This window comes from Streptomyces sp. ICBB 8177 (assembly GCF_003144095.1).
Lineage (GTDB): Bacteria > Actinomycetota > Actinomycetes > Streptomycetales > Streptomycetaceae > Streptantibioticus_D.
The window spans coordinates 230836-249788 of record NZ_NSKH01000023.1; the positions used below are offsets into that span (position 1 = coordinate 230836).

Annotated in this window: 14 protein-coding genes and 3 pseudogenes; 13 read left to right on the forward strand and 4 right to left on the reverse strand. The window is 72.7% G+C overall.

Annotated elements, in window-relative coordinates:
• Positions 1-5: 5 nt before the first annotated feature.
• On the reverse strand, positions 6-1064 hold the full coding sequence (locus CK485_RS21510) for an ABC transporter permease (protein WP_109454313.1): 1059 nt from the start codon (positions 1062-1064) through the stop codon (positions 6-8).
• A 5-nt stretch (positions 1065-1069) separates the two neighbouring features.
• Complete coding sequence (locus CK485_RS21515) at positions 1070-2080, reverse strand: substrate-binding domain-containing protein (RefSeq protein ID WP_109453517.1); 1011 nt, start codon at positions 2078-2080, stop codon at positions 1070-1072.
• 330 nt (positions 2081-2410) lie between these two features.
• On the opposite strand from CK485_RS21515, the gene CK485_RS21520 reads away from it, so the two are divergent.
• The 7 genes from CK485_RS21520 (at position 2411) to CK485_RS21550 (ending at position 10011) form a co-directional block, all read left to right on the forward strand.
• Entirely contained in the window at positions 2411-3436 is a 1026-nt protein-coding gene (locus CK485_RS21520; protein ID WP_109453518.1) for a 5-dehydro-2-deoxygluconokinase, read from the forward strand.
• Positions 3437-3520: 84 nt separating this feature from the next.
• A complete protein-coding gene (locus CK485_RS21525; protein ID WP_109453519.1) occupies positions 3521-4399 on the forward strand; it encodes a deoxyribose-phosphate aldolase in 879 nt (292 codons plus the stop codon).
• A gap of 29 nt (positions 4400-4428) precedes the next feature.
• Complete coding sequence (gene iolB, locus CK485_RS21530) at positions 4429-5451, forward strand: 5-deoxy-glucuronate isomerase (protein WP_241968519.1); 1023 nt, start codon at positions 4429-4431, stop codon at positions 5449-5451.
• Entirely contained in the window at positions 5448-7316 is a 1869-nt protein-coding gene (iolD, locus tag CK485_RS21535; protein ID WP_109453520.1) for a 3D-(3,5/4)-trihydroxycyclohexane-1,2-dione acylhydrolase (decyclizing), read from the forward strand. Before iolB ends, iolD begins: the two co-directional genes overlap by 4 nt.
• Before the next feature lie 105 nt (positions 7317-7421).
• Positions 7422-8222, forward strand: coding sequence for a GntR family transcriptional regulator (locus tag CK485_RS21540; RefSeq protein WP_109453521.1), 801 nt, complete (start codon positions 7422-7424; stop codon positions 8220-8222).
• Positions 8223-8287: 65 nt separating this feature from the next.
• Positions 8288-9442, forward strand: a complete 1155-nt coding sequence (locus CK485_RS21545) for an ROK family glucokinase (RefSeq protein ID WP_109453522.1) — start codon at positions 8288-8290, stop codon at positions 9440-9442.
• Complete coding sequence (locus CK485_RS21550; RefSeq protein ID WP_109453523.1) at positions 9439-10011, forward strand: hypothetical protein; 573 nt, start codon at positions 9439-9441, stop codon at positions 10009-10011. The genes CK485_RS21545 and CK485_RS21550 overlap by 4 nt, the downstream gene beginning before the upstream one ends.
• 34 nt (positions 10012-10045) lie before the next feature.
• On the opposite strand, the gene CK485_RS21555 is transcribed toward CK485_RS21550, so the two are convergent.
• Positions 10046-11062 (reverse strand): ROK family protein, encoded by a 1017-nt coding sequence (locus CK485_RS21555; protein WP_158288231.1) that lies wholly within the window; start codon positions 11060-11062, stop codon positions 10046-10048.
• Here CK485_RS21555 and CK485_RS21560 point away from each other — a divergent pair.
• From CK485_RS21560 to CK485_RS21580, 6 genes and pseudogenes are all read left to right on the forward strand, one after another.
• Positions 11048-12325: a hypothetical protein gene (locus CK485_RS21560; protein ID WP_158288232.1), complete on the forward strand. Its 1278-nt coding sequence runs from the start codon at positions 11048-11050 to the stop codon at positions 12323-12325. The genes CK485_RS21555 and CK485_RS21560 overlap by 15 nt on opposite strands.
• Before the next feature lie 43 nt (positions 12326-12368).
• Entirely contained in the window at positions 12369-14579 is a 2211-nt protein-coding gene (locus tag CK485_RS21565) for a ricin-type beta-trefoil lectin domain protein (protein ID WP_146214569.1), read from the forward strand.
• 642 nt (positions 14580-15221) lie between these two features.
• Positions 15222-15398 (forward strand): annotated as a pseudogene (locus CK485_RS29785) (cytochrome P450); the annotation flags it as partial.
• A 130-nt stretch (positions 15399-15528) separates the two neighbouring features.
• Positions 15529-15687 (forward strand): annotated as a pseudogene (locus CK485_RS30190) (alcohol dehydrogenase catalytic domain-containing protein); the annotation flags it as partial.
• 212 nt (positions 15688-15899) lie between these two features.
• Positions 15900-16229: pseudogene (locus CK485_RS30195) on the forward strand (zinc-binding dehydrogenase); the annotation flags it as partial.
• 221 nt (positions 16230-16450) lie between these two features.
• Complete coding sequence (locus CK485_RS21580; RefSeq protein WP_109453527.1) at positions 16451-17128, forward strand: HdeD family acid-resistance protein; 678 nt, start codon at positions 16451-16453, stop codon at positions 17126-17128.
• Between the two features lie 426 nt (positions 17129-17554).
• Here the strand turns inward: CK485_RS21580 and CK485_RS21585 are convergent, their stop codons facing one another.
• A complete protein-coding gene (locus tag CK485_RS21585) occupies positions 17555-18463 on the reverse strand; it encodes an AI-2E family transporter (RefSeq protein ID WP_241968520.1) in 909 nt (302 codons plus the stop codon).
• Positions 18464-18953 lie beyond the last annotated feature (490 nt).

Here is an 18953-nt window from a genome sequence, read left to right on the forward strand (position 1 = left end):
GTGCCTCACCTCCGGGTCGCCTGGCGGCGGACCCACAGATTGACCAGCGTCGCCGCGAGCAGCATCACGCCGAGGAAGAACTTGAACCAGTCGGGGTTCCAGTTGGCATAGACGATGCCCTGGGTGACCATCCCGAAGATGAACGCGCCGATCACCGCGCCGACCGCCGACCCGTAGCCGCCGGTGAGCAGGCAGCCACCGATGACGGCCGCGATGATGTAGAGGAACTCGTTGCCGACGCCCTCGCCCGACTGCACGGTGTCGAACGAGAACAACTGGTTCATGCCGACGAACCAGGCGGCGAATCCCACCGACATGAACAGCGCGATCTTGGTGAACCCCACCGGCACGCCCACCGAGCGGGCGCTGTCGCGGTTGCCGCCGACCGCGAAGACCCAGTTGCCGAACCTGGTGCGCAGCAGCACCCAGGTGGCGATCGCGGCGAAGCCCAGCCACCAGAACACCGTCACCTTCACCTGCACGCCGCCGACGCCGACGCTGGAGGCGAAGACCGCCCGCGCCTGCCCGAAGCCGTCCATGTCGCTGATGGAGTCGGTGGCGACGTTGCCGGTGAGCAGCTTGGTGACGGCCAGGTTGAGGCCCTGGAGCATCAGGAACGTGCCGAGGGTGACCAGGAAGCTGGGCAGCCCCGTGCGCATCAGCAGGAAGCCGTTGAGGGCGCCGATGCCCAGCGACACCGCGAGCGCCACCAGCACCCCGACCCACACGTTCTGGGTGAGCTGCCAGCTGAACATCGACGCGGTCAGCGCCGAGGTGATCACCGCGACACCGGCCGACAGGTCGAACTCGCCACCGATCATCAGCAGCGCCACCGGCAGGGCGACGATGCCGATGGTGGAGCTCTGGTAGAGCACGGTCGCCAGCGAGTCCATCTGCCGGAACGGCGGCGCGACCGCGAAGAAGAACAGGTACACGGCCAACGCGCCGATCAGGGCGCCCACTTCGGGCCGGGCCAGCACGCGGCGCGGCAGCGAGCGCCGCGCGGTGCGGGGGACGGGCGCCGCGGCGGGGGCCTGACCGGGCGGGGTGGCGGTCTCGGTCATCGTGATCACCGGGTCCCGTCGGCGGCGAACTTCGCGACGCTCGCCACGTTGCCGATGTCCACGAAGGCCGGACCGGTCAGCACCGCCTGGCCACCGCCGCTGGTGTCGCCGTTGTACTTGTAGAGCCACAGGCCGTCGATGGCGAGATAGCCCTGCAAGTAGGGCTGCTGGTCCACCGCGAGCTGGATGGAGCCGTCCTTGATGGCGTTCACCAGATCGGAGTTGAGGTCGAAGGTGGCGATTTTCGCCTTGCTGCCCGCGTCCGACTCGGCCTGCACGGCGGTCAGCGCGTAGGGCGCGCCGAGAGTGACGATCTCGTCGATCGAGTGGTCCTGCTGGAGCTTGGCGGTGAGGGTGGACTTCACCGACGGCATGTCGGTGCCGTTGACGTAGAGGATGTCGGTGCGGCCGTGGAAGGTCTTCTTCAGGCCCGCGCAGCGGTCCTCCAGTGAGACGTTGCCCTGCTCGTGGATGACGCACAGCACGTGCTTGGCGCCCGACTGGTCGAGCCGGTCGCCGAGTTCCTGCCCGGCGATGCCGTCGTCCTGGCCGAAGTACTCCAGCAGCCCCTGCGACTTCCAGTCCTCGATGCCCGCGTTGAGGCCGACGACCGGGATGCCCGCCTTCTCCGCCTGGCTCACCACGCCCTTCATCGCGTCCGGCTTGGCCAGAGTGACGGCGATGCCGGCGACCTTCTGGTCGATGGCGTTCTGCACCAGGTTGGCCTGGTTGGCGGCGTTCGGGTCGGCGGAGTAGACCAGGTCGACGTTGTCCTTGGCGGCGGCCGCCTGGGCGCCCTTGCGCACCAGGTCCCAGAAGGTGTCGCCGGGTCCGGCGTGGGTGACCATGGCGATCTTGATGCGCGGGGTGGTGGCGTGCCCGGCGGCCAGCGCGTTGGCCGCCTCCTGGGCCCGCTTGCCGCCGTGGGCGCTGGCGCAGCCGGACAGGGCCAGCAGTCCGGCCGCGCAGGCCGCGACGACGGCGACGGCCCTGCGCCTTCTGGTGGTGGGTTCCATCGGTCCTGTACCTCACACTGCGGAAAGAGACGGGCGGGGAAACGGAAGACGGGGCGGGCTCGGTCGGGGGAGAGGGGTGGCGGCGGGTCGGCCGCCGGTCCGGAGCCAACCGGCTGGCCGCGATGGTGTCGAGACTTTGTTATGACATTCGTTCATCTCGACGTAACGACGCAGTAACGGCCCCGGCGGACGCTGGGTCTAGACGTTCGAATGTAAGGACAAAGCGTTGACACGGCTCCGTGGCGCGGGCTAGACCAGAGGCGCGACGCGACCGCACCGCCGACGCGGCGCGACCACCCGTGCCGACCGCGGACCACGAGGAGCGTGGGCATGACGGAGCCGTACGACCTGATCACCATGGGGCGGATCGGGGTGGACATCTATCCCCTCCAGACCGGGGTGCCGCTGGCCGAGGTCGAGACGTTCGGGAAGTTCCTGGGCGGGTCGGCCACCAACGTCGCGGTCGCCGCCGCCCGCCTCGGCCGCCGCACCGCGGTGATCAGCCGCACCGGGCGCGACCCGTTCGGCGACTACCTCCACCGGGCGCTGGCGGACTTCCGGGTGGACGACCGCTGGCTGACCGCCGTCGACGGCCTGCCGACCCCCGTCACCTTCTGCGAGATCTTTCCACCGGACGACTTCCCGCTCTACTTCTACCGCCTCCCCAAGGCCCCCGACCTGGAGATCCACGCCGACGACCTCGACCTCGCCGCCGTCGCCGCCGCCCGGGTCTTCTGGATGACCGGCACCGGCCTGTGCGCGGAACCCAGCCGCACCGCCACCCTCACGGCGCTGCGCGCCCGGAGCGCGGGCATGGGCGGCGCGGGCACGGGAGGCGCGGGTGCGGGCAGCGAAGGTGCGGGCAGTGAGGGCACCGGCGCGGCGTGGCCGGGCGTGACCGTCTTCGACCTCGACTGGCGGCCGATGTTCTGGAAGGACCCCGACGAGGCCCGCCCGCACTACGCCGAGGCCCTGCGGCACGCCACCGTCGCCGTCGGCAACCTCGACGAGTGCGAGATCGCCACCGGAGTGCGCGAACCCCAGGCCTGCGCCGAGGCGTTGCTGACCGCAGGGGTGCGACTCGCCGTCGTCAAGCAGGGCCCCAAGGGCGTGCTGGCGCTGGGCGCGGACGGGGAACGCGTCGAGGTCCCGCCGCTCGCGGTCGAGGTCGTCAACGGCCTCGGCGCGGGCGACGCGTTCGGCGGGGCGCTCTGCCACGGCCTGCTCGCCGGCTGGGACCTGGAGCGCACCACGCGGTACGCCAACGCCGCCGGTGCCGTCGTCGCCTCCCGTCTCGCCTGCTCCTCGGCGATGCCCACGGACGCGGAGGTGGCCGCCCTGCTCGCCGGCGGCTGACCCGGCCCCGCCCGCCCCTCCGCCACGTCGTCGCGGGTGCCGCCTTCCCGGCCGCCCGCGATCCCGCCCTGAAAAGAGAGCCCCTTGCCCCTCAGCATCAGCGACCTCGCCACGGTCCGCGCCCGGCACCCCGAGGCCGTCGCGGAAGCCGCCGCCCGGCGCGCCCGCCGCCCCCTGATCGGGGAGAGCGGCCGCCTGATGATCGTCGCCGCCGACCATCCGGCGCGCGGCGCGCTCGCGGTGGGGGACCGCGCCCTCGCCATGGCCAACCGCTTCGACCTGCTGGAGCGGCTGTGCGTCGCGCTGTCGAGACCGGGCGTGGACGGCGTGCTCGGCACCGCGGACGTCCTGGAGGACCTGCTGCTGCTCGGCGCCCTGGAGGGCAAGGTCGTCATGGGCTCGATGAACCGCGGCGGACTGGCCGGCGCCGCCTTCGAGCTCGACGACCGCTTCACCGGCCACCGTGCGCGCGACCTCGCCCGGCTGCGCTTCGACGCGGGCAAGCTGCTGCTGCGCGTCGACTACGACGACCCCGGCTCGCTGGCCACCCTGGAGACCGCGGCCCGGGCGATCGACGCGATGGCGCGGCGGCGGCTGCCGGTCTTCGTCGAGCCGTTCATCTCCCGCCGCACCGGCGGCCGGGTCGGCAACGACCTGAGCGCCGAGGCCGTCACCCGTTCCCTCGCCATAGCGTCGGGACTCGGCGGCACCTCCGCGTACACCTGGCTGAAGGTGCCGGTCACCGAGGACGTGGACGACATGGCCGCCGTGCTGGAGGCCTCCACCCTGCCCGTCGTGCTGCTCGGCGGTGAGGTCGGCGACGACCAGGAGGGCGCGTACGAGAAGTGGCGCAAGGCGCTGCGCCTGCCGACCGTGCAGGGCATGGTCGTCGGCCGTTCACTGCTCTATCCGGCGCACGGCACGGTCGCGGGAGCCGTCGACACCGCGGTGGGGCTGCTGTGAACGCCCGCGAGCCCGGGAAGGCTGACGCCATGAGCGACTCGACCGACGCTTCCGGCATGATCCGCGCCTCCGGCTCGTCCGGCACGACATCCGCGCCCGACTCGTCCGGCACGTCCAGCACCTCCGGCACGACCGGGGCCCGCTTCCACCTGCCCGCGGGCAGCGCCGCGTCCGGACCGTACGCCGTGGACGTCGGCCCCGAGCAGGCCGGATGGACCTACTGCTCCCTGCGGGTGCTCCACCTTCCGCCCGGCGGCACCCACGAGTTCGACACCGGGGCCAGCGAGTGGATCGTGCTCCCGCTCGCCGGGGGCTGCGAGGTCGGCGTCGAGGGCCGTACCTTCCAACTGCTGGGCAGGCACGACGTGTTCAGCGCGGTCAGCGACTTCGCCTACCTGCCGCGCGACGCCCGCGCCCGGATCGCCTCGCGCGACGGCGGGCGGTTCGCGCTCACCGGGGCACGCTGCGAGCGCGCCCTGCCCGCCCGGTACGTGCCCGCCGACGCGGTCCCGGTCGAACTGCGCGGAGGCGGCATGTGCTCGCGCCAGGTCAACAACTTCGCCGCCGCCGACGTCTTCGCGTGCGACCGGCTCATCGCCGTCGAGGTCCTCACCCCCGGCGGCAACTGGTCCTCCTACCCGCCGCACAAGCACGACGAGCACGTGCCGGGACACGAGTCGCGGCTGGAGGAGATCTACTACTTCGAGATCGCCCCGGCCCGGGCGGCGGGCACGGACGGCCCCGGCACGCCCGGCCTCGGCTACCACCGGGTCACGCCCTCGGGACTCGGCCGCGGCACCGACGTGCTCGCCGAGGTGCGCGACGGCGACACCGTGCTCATCCCGGACGGCTGGCACGGCCCGTCCATCGCCGCGCCCGGCCACGACATGTACTACCTCAACGTGATGGCGGGTCCCGACCCCGACCGCGCCTGGCTGATCAGTGACCACCCGGACCACGCCTGGATCCGCGGCACCTGGCCCGCCCAGGGCACCGACCCCCGGCTCCCGCTCGGCACGTTCGGCACACCACCCTCAGGAGACGCGCGATGACCACCCGACGGCTCACGGTCGCCCAGGCCCTCGTCGAGTTCCTGGCCCACCAGTACACCGAACGCGACGGCGTGCGGCGGCGGTTGATCGCCGCGTGCTGGGGCATCTTCGGCCACGGCAACGTCGCCGGGGTCGGCCAGGCGCTGCTGGAGACCGGGCAGGACGCCATGCCGTACCTCCAGGGCCGCAACGAACAGGCCATGGTGCACGCCGCCGTCGGCTACGCCCGGCAGTGCGACCGGCTGTCCGCACACGCCGTCACCACCTCCATCGGCCCCGGCGCGACCAACCTGGTCACCGGCGCCGCGCTCGCCACCGTCAACCGGCTGCCGGTGCTCCTGCTGCCCGGCGACACCTTCGCCACCCGCCCCGCCGACCCCGTGCTCCAGCAACTCGAAGCCCCCGGCGCGGGCGACGTCAGCGTCAACGACGCGCTGCGGCCGGTCAGCCGGTGGTTCGACCGGGTCACCCGGCCCGAGGCGCTGATCCCGGCCGCGTTGCAGGCGGTACGGGTGCTCACCGACCCGGTGGAGACCGGCGCCGTCACCCTCGCCCTGCCGCAGGACGTGCAGGCCCAGGGCTTCGACTGGCCCGAGGAGTTCTTCGCCGACCGGGTCTGGCGGGTGCGCCGCCCGGCGCCCGACCCGGCCGAACTCGCCGACGCCGTCCGGGCCGTACGCGCGGCCCGCCGCCCGCTGATCGTCGCGGGCGGCGGAGTCCACCACAGTGAGGCGGAGGAGTCGCTGCGCCGCCTCGCCGAGGCCACCGGCATCCCGGTCGCCTCCACGCAGGCGGGCAAGGGCTCGCTGCGCCACGACCACCCGGCCGACGTCGGCGGCATCGGCCACACCGGCACCGCCGTCGCCGACGAACTCGCCCGCACCGCCGACCTGGTGATCGGCGTCGGCACCCGCTACACCGACTTCACCACCGCCTCCGGCACCCTGTTCGCCGCCCCCGGCGTGCGCTTCGTGGGTCTCAACGTCACGCCCGCCGACGCCCGCAAGCAGTGCGGCCTGCCACTGGTCGCCGACGCCCGCGCGGGTCTCGACGCGCTGGCCGAAGCCCTCGCCGGTTTCCGCGTCGAGCCCGCCTACGAGGCCGAGTACGGTGCGGGCAAGGCGAGTTGGGAACGCGTCGTGACCGCCGCCCTCGCCGCGCCCGACCCGGACGCCCGCCCCACCCAGGCCCAGGTCATCGGCGCGCTGGACGCGGTGGCCGACGACACGGACGTGGTGATCAACGCGGCCGGCTCCCTCCCCGGCGACCTGCACAAGCTCTGGCGCGCCCGCTCCCGCAGGCAGTACCACCTGGAGTACGGCTACTCCTGCATGGGCTACGAGATCCCCGCCGCGATCGGCGTGAAGCTCGCCGCGCCCGACCGCCCGGTGTGGGCGCTGGTCGGCGACGGCACGTACCTGATGATGCCCACCGAGATCGTCACCGCCGTCCAGGAGGGTGTCGCCGTCAAGCTGCTGCTGCTCCAGAACCACGGCTACGCCTCCATCGGCGGCCTGTCCGAGCAGACCGGCGGCGAGCGCTTCGGCACCGCCTACCGCTTCCGGGCCGCCGACGGCACCTACACCGGCGACCCGCTCCCGGTCGACCTGGCCGCCAACGCCGCCAGCCTCGGCATGGACGTCCTGCGCGCCGCCACCGTCCGCGAGCTGACCGCGGCCCTCGCCACCGCCCGCGCCGCCGACCGCCCGACCTGCGTCCACGTCGAGACCGCCCCCGGCGGCGGGGTGCCGGACGCGCAGGCGTGGTGGGACGTGCCGGTCGCCGAGGCCGCCACCCGCCCGGCCGCGATCGCCGCCCGGCGCGAGTACGAACGGCGGGTCACCGAGCGCCGCCACCACCTGTGAGGCCGTGAAGCCCGAGAGGCGCCCCTGCCAAGGCCGGGGCGCTCCCGCGAAGTCCGCGGCGCGCCGCCTCCGCCGCCCCTGAGAGCCGATTGTCTGGACAATCTGATGTCAGAGGTTCCTGTCCTACCCGACGCGGGCTACGCTCGCCCCGTGCCCCAGCCCCCGTCCGCAAGCCTCGACCTGCACGTGGACCGCTCCAGCCCCGTGCCGCTCTACTACCAGCTCGCCCAGCAGCTGGAGAGCGCCATCGAGCAGGGCCGCCTCGCCCCCGGCACCCTGCTGGGCAACGAGATCGACCTCGCCTCCCGGCTGGGCCTGTCCCGCCCCACCGTCCGGCAGGCCATCCAGTCGCTGGTCGACAAAGGGCTCCTGGTGCGCCGCCGGGGCGTCGGCACGCAGGTCGTGCACAGCCAGGTCAAGCGCCCGCTGGAGCTGTCCAGCCTCTACGACGACCTCCAGGCGGCCGGCCAGAGCCCCGCGACCCGGGTGCTGCGCAACGAGACCGAGGCCGCGTCGGCGGAGGTCGCCGCCGCGCTGGGCGTCGCCGAGGGCGCCGAGGTCGCCGTCGTCGAACGCCTGCGGCTCACCCACGGCGACCCGATGGCCCACCTGCGCAACCACCTGCCGCTCGGCCTGCTGGAGCTGGACGGCGCCCGGCTGGAGACCACCGGGCTGTACCGCCTGATGCGCGGCGCGGGCGTCACGCTGCACAGCGCCCACCAGACCGTCGGCGCCCGCACGGCGACCGCCCAGGAGGGCGAACTGCTGGCGGAGCCGGAGGGCAGCGCCCTGCTGACCATGCGCCGCACCACCTACGACGACACCGGACGCCCGGTCGAGTACGGCTCGCACGTCTACCGCGCCTCCCGCTACGCCTTCGACTTCCAGCTGCTGGTGCGGCCCTGACCGGAGTCGGGCCCCGGGCCTCCTGTCGTATATTGGGCGGCTGGACCCCCGACCCGGAGAACCCCTTGAGCGCCTACCGCGAACGCGTCCACCGCACGGGCGCGGCGCGATCGACCGTCCTGCGCACCGTCGGCCGCCGGGAGCGCCGCTCCCACCTGACCGCCCCGCGGGTGCCCACCGTGGGCATCGACATCGGCGGCACCAAGGTCATGGCGGGCGTGGTCGACCCCGACGGGCACATCCTGGAGCAGCTGCGCACCGAGACGCCGGACAAGTCCAAGAGCCCCAAGGTGGTCGAGGACACCATCGTCGAACTCGTCCTGGACCTGTCGGAACGCCACGACGTGCACGCCGTCGGCATCGGCGCCGCGGGCTGGGTGGACGCCGACCGCTCCCGGGTGCTGTTCGCCCCGCACCTGTCGTGGCGCGACGAACCGCTGCGCGACCGCCTCGCCGAGCGGCTGCTCGTGCCGGTCATGGTCGACAACGACGCCAACACCGCGGCGTGGGCCGAGTGGCGGTTCGGCGCCGGGCGCGGCGAGGACCACCTCGTCATGATCACCCTCGGCACCGGCATCGGCGGCGCGATCCTGGAGGACGGCCAGGTCAAGCGCGGCCGCTGGGGGGTGGCGGGGGAGTTCGGCCACATGCAGGTCGTCCCCGGCGGCCACCGCTGCGCCTGCGGCAACCGCGGCTGCTGGGAGCAGTACAGCTCGGGCAACGCGCTGGTGCGCGAGGCCCGCGAGCTGGCCGCCGCCGAGTCGCCGGTCGCCTACGGGATCATCGACCGGGTCGGCGGGCAGATCGGCGACATCACCGGGCCGCTGATCACCGAGCTGGCCCGCGGCGGCGACGCGATGTGCGTCGAACTGTTCCAGGACATCGGCCACTGGCTCGGCGTCGGCATCGCCAACCTCGCCGCCGCCCTCGACCCGTCCTGCTTCGTCGTCGGCGGTGGCGTCTCGGCCGCCGACGACCTGCTGATCACCCCGGCCCGCGACGCGTTCCGCCGTACGCTGACCGGCCGCGGTTACCGGCCCGAGGCGAGGATCGTGCGCGCGCAGCTGGGCCCGGAGGCGGGCATGGTCGGCGCGGCGGACCTGGCCCGGCTGGTCGCGCGCCGCTTCCGGCGCACCAACCGGCGACGCGTCGAGCGCTTCGAACGCGGCCCGTTCCAAACGCTGTTGACCCCGCGCGGCCGGGCGGAGGACGAACGATGAGCACCGAGGCACGGGTGGACGACGCCCCGACCGTCCCGCAGGCCTCCGAGCCGCCGCGCCCACGGCACCGCTGGGTCAAGCCGGTCGTCGTCTCGCTGCTGATCGCGATCCCCGCCGGCTACGGCGCGGTGGCCGCCGTGCAGAGCCGCGACACCGACGGCGACAAGCAGATCAAGGCCGAGATGGCCGGCCTCGTCGACAGCTGGCCCAGCCATCTGCAACGCAGCATCTACCAGGTCCCCGTGCCGTACAGCGCGACCCACGTGGCGTACTACGAGTGGAACTCCTGGAAGACCAGCTCGCTGTACGTCCGCTTCACCACGACCGGCGGCGGCCTCGACACGTTCCTGGCCCAGCTCGGCACCGGCCGTACCGACCTCAGGTCCGGCCACGTCACCATCCCCGCGGACCAGGCGAAGCGCGTCGGCTGGACCTTCCCGGCCGGCCATGCCTGGTCGGGCGTCACCCTCTCGCAGTCCGGCAAGGCCCCCACCCACGAGGTCACCGTCGACCTGGACGACCCGGACGCCCCGGTGGTCTACGTGGTGTCGACGACGACGTTCGGCTGACGCCGCGGGAGGTTCGGGGCCGGGGCCGGCGGCCTCAGGCTTGCGCCGCCGTGGTCCCGCTCGGGTCCTGGTAGACCGGCTCCAGGGCGTGGTACGCGCCGCCGCGCGCCGCCGCGGTGAAGCCCAGGGTGGAGAGCATGACCTCGCAGCCGCCGACGTCGGGGGCCATCACGCGTTCGTCGAGGACGGAGCGGACGCGGTCCAGCAGGTAGTCGCCGAAGTAGGCGAAGTGACCGCCCAGCACGATCGCCCGGGGGTTGAGGACGTCCGCGAGGAGCGCCAGGCCCAGGCCCAGGCTGTCGGCGACGCGGTCGAGGGCGGCCAGGGTGCGGGTGTCACCCGACCCGGCGCGGTCGCGCAGGTCGGCCAGCCGCTGTTCGAGGTCGACCGCGGGATCGCGTACGGCGTCGCCGGTGTCGGCCGCGAAGCGCAGCAGCGCGGACAGCCCGACCATGGTCTCCCAGCAGCCGCGGCGTCCGCAGGCGCACGGGAAGCCGGTGGGGTCCAGCGGCATGTGCCCGATCTCGCCGGCGAACCCGGCCGCGCCGCGCAGCAGTTGGCCGCCGGAGATGATGCCGCCGCCGACCCCGGTCTCGCCGGTGACGTAGATCAGGTCGTGGATGTCGGCGGCGCAGGCCACCAGGTACTCGGCGACCGCGCCCAGCTTGGCGTCGTTCTCCACGCTCAGCGGTGGCGCCGCGGGGCCGAGGCGGTCGCGCAGGCCGTCGAGCGCGGCGACCTGGCGCCAGCCGATGTTCGGCGCGTAGCCGACGACCCCGGTCTCCAGGTTGATCACTCCGGGCGCGGCGAGCGTCACCCCGACCGTGCGGGCGCCGCGTCCGCGCAGCGTGTCCAGGGCGTCGCGGATCACCGCGGCGGTGGCGTCCAGGACCGACCCGGCCTCGGTCCCGGGTACGTCGAGGGGGACGCGCCGCTCCACGATCACCTCGCCGCACAGGTTCAGCGCGATCAGGCTCAGGTAGTCGACGTTGATCTCGACACCGATGCCGCACTGGCGTCCGGCGGCCGCCCCCCGGTGCAGCGCCCGCACTTCGCCCCCTACACCGACGCCCCCGGCCGGGAGCTGAGCCACTCGGTGTGGATGCTGGAGGCGCAACGGCACCTGCGGCCCGCCGGGGTGGGCAGCGAGCCGGAGATCGAGAACTGGCCGCACACCGCCTGGTCGAAGTCCGACACCCAGACCTGGTCCGAGATGGTTGCCGCGCAACTCTCCGGAGCCGACGCGCTGTTGCTCAACGTCCATCCCACCTTCGGCGCTCGCGCCGAGCGGTACCCCGCGGTGGGCGAGATGCTGCGCCGCTCCCGGCCGGCCCTCGACCGGATCGCCCGGCGGCGGCCCGCCGAGGCCCAGGCCCTGGGCGTGGGCCTGCCGTACCGCCAGGACACCGCGGCACGGATACGCACCGGTGGCGCCGCCCGGGACGGGGGGACGCCGGTGGACCCGGCGCTCGGCGCGCCAACCGTGGGCCACGCCCTGGACGAACTGGCCGTCGACCCGCAGCCCGCCGCCGACTTCCTGCTGCGCTACGGGATCCCGGTCACCCCGCGGCCCGCCCCGGTGCAGGCGCTGTTCGGGCCGGCCGCGTGGGCCTTCGACGACGAGGAGGTGCGCCGCATGCTCGCCGGCGGACTGCTGCTCGACGGGGTCGCCGCGGCCGTGCTCGACGAACGCGGCTTCGCCCGCTGGACCGGGGTGCGCGTCACGGAGACGGTCGGACGGGAGCAGGACGCCGCGCCCGGCCCGTACGCCCTGGAGCGGGTGACCGCCGAAGCGCCCGTCGCCGGGGTCCCCGAGGACACCGGGCTGAGCGTCAACCTCCAGCCGGCGCTGGCCAGGCTGGAGCCGTTGGACGGCGCGACGGTCTGGACCCGGGTGGTGACCGCCGAAGGCGTCCACTGGGGCGCCGGACGCTGCGGCTTCGCCAACGACCTCGGGGGCAGGGCGATGGTGCTGGCCGCCACCCGCCCCCAGGACCTGGCGCGTGACGACAACGGCCGACGCCTCGCGCACGCGACGGTCCGCTTCCTCGAAGCCGACCGCCCGCGGCTCCCGCTGGCCAGTGGCGGCCCGTACCTGATCCCCCACCTGACGCTGCATCAGGACGACGTGCACCGCCTCGCCGTGGCCAACAGCAGTGCCGACCCGGCCACGGTACGCGTCGACTTCCCGTCGCCGCCCGACGAGGTCCACGCCACCATGCTGGCCCCGCTCGCCGAACCCGCCCCCGCGGGCTGCCGGTTGAACGGAGAGCCTTCGGTCCCCCATCGGGGGTGGCTGGTCGTCGAGTGGTGAACCCGATCCACCGGACAAGGAGAACCGCGATGAGGTGTACGACATGAGGCGCACTGGCATCAGGCGCGAATCCACCAACAGGACAGCTCTGCGCTGGGCGGGCGCTGCGGCGGCGCTGGCGCTCGCGCTGTCCGCACTGGCCGCCGCGCCACCGGCCGGCGCGGCGGCGAACGCCACGAACACCGGCTCCGGCACGATCACCATCGGCTCGCAGTGCCTGGACGGCAGCGGCCCGGGCGGTGCGCACCTCGCCGGGTGCGACGGCTCGGCCACCCAGCAGTGGACCTGGACGAGCAGCGGTGGGATCAGCACCACCGACGGGTGCCTGGACATCCCCGGCGGTTCGACCGCCGATGGCACGCCGGTCCGGCTGGACGCCTGCTCGACGGGCGCCGCCGGACAGCACTTCAGCCACCTGCCCGACAGCACCGTCTTCGCCGCCGAGTCCGGCAAGTGCCTTGCCGTGCAAAGTGGTTCGGCCACCGCCGGCGCGGCCGTGGGGCTCGACGCGTGCGACGCCACCCAGGCGGGCCAGCGCTGGACGGCGGCCACCGCGCCCGGCGCGCGGTACGACCTGTCGGCCGGCAAGCCCGTACCGTTCTCGAACACCGACGACACCCCGGCGTACCCGTTCATCGACAAGGACGGGACCTTCTACTACCAGCAGTCCCACTCCCTCTACGGGAAGACCGACTCGCGGCAGTGGAGCTTTTACTCGGGAAGCGACTTCGACACCGCCACGCTCGATCCCATCAGCAGCGCGGTGAACCCGGCCAACCCCCAGGACCGCAACGACGACACGACCTGGCGCTGCAACAACGGTCCCACGGGCGTGCAGAGCACCTACGCGCCGAGCGGCTCCGGCTACGCGGAGCGCGACTACTGCGACCTGCTGGGCACCTGGGTCGACCCGGACACCGGCTACTGGTACGGCCTGGTGCACAACGAGTTCACCCCGCAGCCCTTCGGCGACGGCCTGCACTACGACGCCATCGACTACGCGGTCTCCAAGGACCAGGGGCACACCTGGACCATCGAGGGCCACGTCATCACCTCGCCGTACAGCACCGAGCGCGACGACACCGGCCAGTTCCCGCAGTCGACCTACTACTACGGCGACGGCGACCAGCGGCTGTTCGTCGACGACCGCACCGGCTACTTCTACGCCTTCTACTCCACCCGCGTGCTCAACAAGGCGGACGACAAGGAGATATGGGAGGAGCACGTGGCCCGGGCGTCCATCTCCGGCAAGATGGCGCCCTCGTCGTGGCACAAGTGGTACGACGGGTCGTGGACCAGCCCGGGCGTCGGCGGCAAGGAGAGCGACCTGATCCCCGCCGACGGCGGCGGCACCGGCTACGTGCCCTCGGCCAAGGACTACCAGCCCGGCGACGGCGGCACCGTGCAGAGCCAGTCGAGCGCCGGCACCATGCCCGCCCAGTCGCAACTGGCCGTGCTCAACGTGGCGTGGGACGCGTACCTCGGTGAGTACATCGGCACACCCCAGAACAGTCTCGCGCAGGACACCGGCACCAAGGCGCCGCTGCACTTCTACGCGACCAAGGACCTGGCCACCGAGCAGTGGACCGACATGGGAAGCATCGCGTCGCTGCCCAACGCCAGCTGGTACCGGTGGTTCCTGGACTCCAGGACCCTGACCGCCTCGCAGGTCCTGGGCAAGACCTTCCGCTCCTACTGCGCGTACTACTGCTCGACGGGGGACGGCGAGTACGCGGACGTCACCATCACCGCCAGGACGGCGGCCGGGCAGTCCGCGCCGCCGGTGCGCAGCGGCGCGTCCTACGGCATCACGGCGTCCGACGGGCGGCTGCTGGCCCAGTCCGGAAACGGCCTGACGGCCGCCGACCGGGTCGGCCCGACATCGAGGTGGACGTTCACCAGCACCGGCGACGGATTCTTCACCGTCGTCAACTCCCGCACCCACCAGGCCCTGGGCGTCAGCGGCAGGGCCTGGGGCGCCCCCACCACACTGTCGCGTCCGGCCGCCGATCCGTCCGCGCGGCAGGAGTGGTCGGTCCAGCAGGTCATGCGCTCCGCGCCGTCCGGCGGCCCGTCGGTCCCCACGGGCACGTACCGGCTGGTCAACCGCTACAGCGGTCTGGCCCTCAGCCTGGGCGGACCGAGATCGCACTCCGCGGTGACCGCACCGCAGCGCGACTGGGACAACTCGGGCCCGGGCAGGGCGGACACCCGGCTGGTCTCCGCGCAACTGCTGACCTTCACCACCGGCTGAGGCGAGGTGAGGCAGCCGTGGCCGCCGTCGAGGGACGGCGGCCACGGCCTGGCGGGGTCGGCTTCGGCGCGGCCGTAGGGTGGTCCTGCGGAGGCCGCGACCCCCGTCCGTACGGCGTGGCGGCGTGTGGGAGCGTGATCGGGTGAGTGAGACGACGGCACAGACCCTTCAATACCGCTGCGACGGGCAGGAACACGCTCCGGCCCTGGTCCTGGGGCCGGCCCTCGGCACCACCTGGCACAGGTTGTAGAAACCGTCCAGGGGCGTCTACGCCAGTCCAGCGCGGGCATGGAACCCCAGGTCAGAGCGTTCTGGTCCGTGAGGGGTCGCCCAGTCGGTGATTGTTCGGTGATAGACGAGTGATACGGCGAGGCCCCGCCGGGGCACTTCCTGCCGGGACTCCACGCGGAGCCCTGAGACGGCGCAGCCGCACCGGATCGCTCCGGTGCGGCTGCGCCGTGAGATCGGCTGCGCTGGCGCGGACGATGCGGTCGGCGCCTCACGCAGTCTGGGTTCCTGCGACGATCTGGGAGTGCATGCTTTGCGATCGCACCCGCCTACTCGTCCGTAACGATCCGCGCCGTCGTCGGTGAGGGCGCCGGCTTCCACGGCGGTGCGCCCGGATCCGATCGCCCTGTCGCTATCCACTTCTGCTTCGGCGCCCCGCTCGCGCGACTCGAGGTCCAGATCGCGGTCGGCGAGTTCGTCCGCCGGGTGCAGGACCCCCGGCTCGTCGAGGACCCCCCGCCGTACCGGCACAACCAGATCTTCCGCGGCCCGCGCCACGTCCTGGTCGACATCGACGGCATTCTCGACTGACCAGTGTGTGCCGGAGGCATCGCTATGCGCGCTTTTCGACTCGTCCGTTGGCGGCAGCCGCCCGAGCTGCGCGAGGTGCCGGTGCCCGAGCCCGGCGCGGGCCCGCTCCTGGTGAAGATCGCAGGTGCCGGTGCCTGTCACTCCGATCTGCACATCATGCAGGCACCTGCCGCCCGGCTTCACGGATCCGCCCTTCACGCTCGGCCATGAGAACGCGGGGTGGGTGGAGCGGCTGGGACCGGGCGTCACGGGGTTCGAGCCCGGGGACCCTGTGATCGTCTACGGCTCCTGGGGTTGTGGCATCTGCGCCAACTCCCGTCAGGGCCAGGAGAACTACTGCCAGGAGCGCGCGGGTGGGCCTGCGCGGTGGACACCACGGCGGCATGGCCGAGTACCTGCTGGTCCCGGCGGCGCGCTACCTGATTCCGCTCGGCGCCCCCGCCAGGCCGCCCCGCTCAGCGACGCCGGACTGACCGGCTATCACGCTGTGAAGCGGCGCAGCAGGGCGCTCAGCTCGTGCTGGACATGGTCCGCACCGACCCGACACTGCGGATGGCTGCTCAGATGGCCAGGATGCTCGGCCACCTGACCATTGTCGGCCTCGGCGGCGGAGCCCTGCCCGTCGACTTCTCCAGCCCGCCGCACGAGTGCTCGGTCGCCTCCCCCTACTGGGGCTCCCTCACCGAACTGATGGAAGTGATCACGCTCGCCCAGCAGGAGAGGATCGATGTGCTGGCCGAGCACTTCCCCCTGCAACGCGCCGACGAGGCTTACCGGCTCCTGCACGACGGCAGGATCCACGGACGCGCCGTCATCACTCCCCACGCGTGAATGCGGTCGTCAACGCGAAAGGACACCACGACTGTGCCTGGCCGCCGGCATCCGGGAGGTCCGGCGAGACCGCCCCCTGCTCCCGCAGGACGGAGGAGCTTGCTCGGACCACCTCATGCGCCAGGGACCCTCGCCCTTCCCACCGAGCGACATGAGGCCGGCCGGGTGACGATGGACATGTAGTGACGTGACCATGCTGCTCACAGAAGGAGGTAGGTGCCATGACATCTCCTTCCGATTCCCCCGGTTCCGTTCCACCACGTAGCACCGAACCGCAAGAGAGCCCCGCGGCCGAAGGCATCGCCGCCCTGGCGAACGCGGGCTGGCAGATCCTGCTCACCATGGGCCTCGCCACCATCGCCCTGGGCGTCGTCGCCCTGGTCTGGCCGGGCGAGACGCTCCGCGTCGTCGGCGTGCTCTTCGGCGTCTACCTGCTGGCCACCGGCGTCTTCCAGCTCGCCGCCGCCTTCGGCACCCGCGTCCCCCGGCATCTTCGGGTACTGCACTTCATCACCGGCGCGGCCTCCATCCTGCTGGGACTGATCTGCTTCCGGGGACCCCTGGAGTCACTTTTCCTGCTGGCCCTGTGGATCGGCTTCAGCTGGCTGTTCCGGGGCACCTTGGAGACGGTCGCGGCGGCCTCCGATGAGACCATGCCGGCCCGCGGCTGGCACGTGGCCTTCGGCATCATCGGCACCCTGGCCGGCATCGTGATGATCGTCATGCCGTTCGCCTCCATCACGACCCTCACCCTGGTCGTGGGCGTCATGGCCATCGTCGTCGGCCTGACCGAGGTGGTCCGTGCCGTCAGGACACGCGTCGAGATCGGCCATCTGGCCGCCGGCACCGCCCCCCAGCGGCGCCCCCTGTTCCACGCACGAGCGCACCCCCAGCACTGATCGGCGGAGCCGGATGGGCCCGACGCGGCGAGCGGCGACATCGCGCCACCTCCGGGGGGCGTCGGCCGGCGAACGGTCCTTCGCGCGCATCGTGCGGCGCGGCTGTGATGGCGACGCTGGCGTCGTGCTGCGTGCTCAACTGGGCGGGGTGATCTCGGACGTCGGCTCATTCGTCAGGGCGGCAGGCGGCAGCCGAGGTACTCGGTCAGTCCGACGTCCGGGTTCCGCTCGCACACTGACCAGGTGAGGGCGGTCAACAGGCCGCTCTCACCCCGGGTCTTCGCTGTCTGCCGGGTCTGTCCGTTCAAGCTGTGCCCTGCAAGCCCGACCGGCCCGTCGACGATCTTTCGCCTGACGAGGAAAAGCGCAGGCGTCGACCTGGGGGAACGCCTCGCTGCGCGTGTGGCGGCCGGATTCCAGGGGCCGTCATCCGGGGGCGTCGGGCCGTTCGGAGTTCTCGGGGCTGTCGTCTGCCCGTATCGGCGGTCCCAGTGACCGACCGCCGCGGTGAGCCCAGGGGTCACCGAGGACGACCTGGATGATGCCGGTGACGGGAATCGCCAGCAGGGCACCGAGGATCCCGGCGACTTCGGCGGCGATCAGGGTGGCCAGCAGCACGGTGAGGGGGTTGAGTTTCACCGTCCGGGACAGGATGACCGGTTGCAGGAGGTGGTTTTCGGCCTGCTGGTAGACGATGAAGAAGATGACGGCCCCGATGCCGGCCGGCAGGGAGTGGACGAACGCCACTGCGGAGGCGACGACAGCTCCTATGGTGGCTCCCACCAGGGGAATGAGGTCGGTCACGGCGACGAAGAGAGCCAGCAGGCCGGCGAACGGCACTCCGGAAACCAGCAGGACGACGTAGGTCAGAAGCCCGCAGATGACGCTGATCAGCAAGTTCCCGGTCGGATAGCCGTTCACGGTACGGGCGCACGCGGCTCCGACGCGGCGTATGCGGGCCGCGGGCGCCTCGTCCACGAAGGCCAGGGACCGGTCTATGGCCCTGGGGCCCTCCAACACCATCAGGTAGGCCAGCACGAAGATGGTGAGAGCGCCTGCCGCGGTGCTCGCGGCACCACGGAGGAACTTCGCGACGGGCGTGCTCAGACCGGTGGCGAACGCGCGGATCTGCGCCTGATGGTGCTGGACATACCGCAGGGCGTGTGTCCGCTCCAGCAGATTGCCGACTGGCCCGCGGCCGGCCTGGGCGTCCCTGATCATCGCGGGCAGGCGACCGGCGAACCGGCTTCCCTCCTGGGCCAGGGGGATGACGAACAGGGCGACCACCGCGCCGAGTGCCGCGGCCGCAGCCAGGAAGACCAGCAGGGCGGCCACCTACCGTCGGCACCGGGGCGCCCGTCGCTGCAGCGTTTCGACCGCTGGATGAAGGGAGACGGCCAGGAACAACGCGATGACCGCCCAGATCAGGACCCGTCGAGCCTGGACCACCAGCTCAAGTGCGACGCAGGTGGCGAGCACCAAGCCGATGGTGGCGAGAATGGTTCGCACCGGAACCGGACGCGTCGCCATGGGCACCGGGTTCCCAGCCCCGGTCACGGGAAAACGAGCCCCGAGGTGGCTGCCGGGTCCGTCACGTCCTGGGCGCCGAGGCGTCCTGGGCACCGCCGCACCCCAGGTGCGGATCCCCCGGCCGAGTTGCAAGCTGATGCCGTGGGCCGTGACTGTCGAAGGAGTGTCATGGGGGCGGTGGCCGCAGGCGCGATCTCCGGACCGCAGGTCCGGTGGGGGACAAAGCCGTCGGTCGCGGGCGTGACCGCGCCGGACCGGCTGGCGGCAGTCAGACGCGGCCGGCTGACGCATGCGA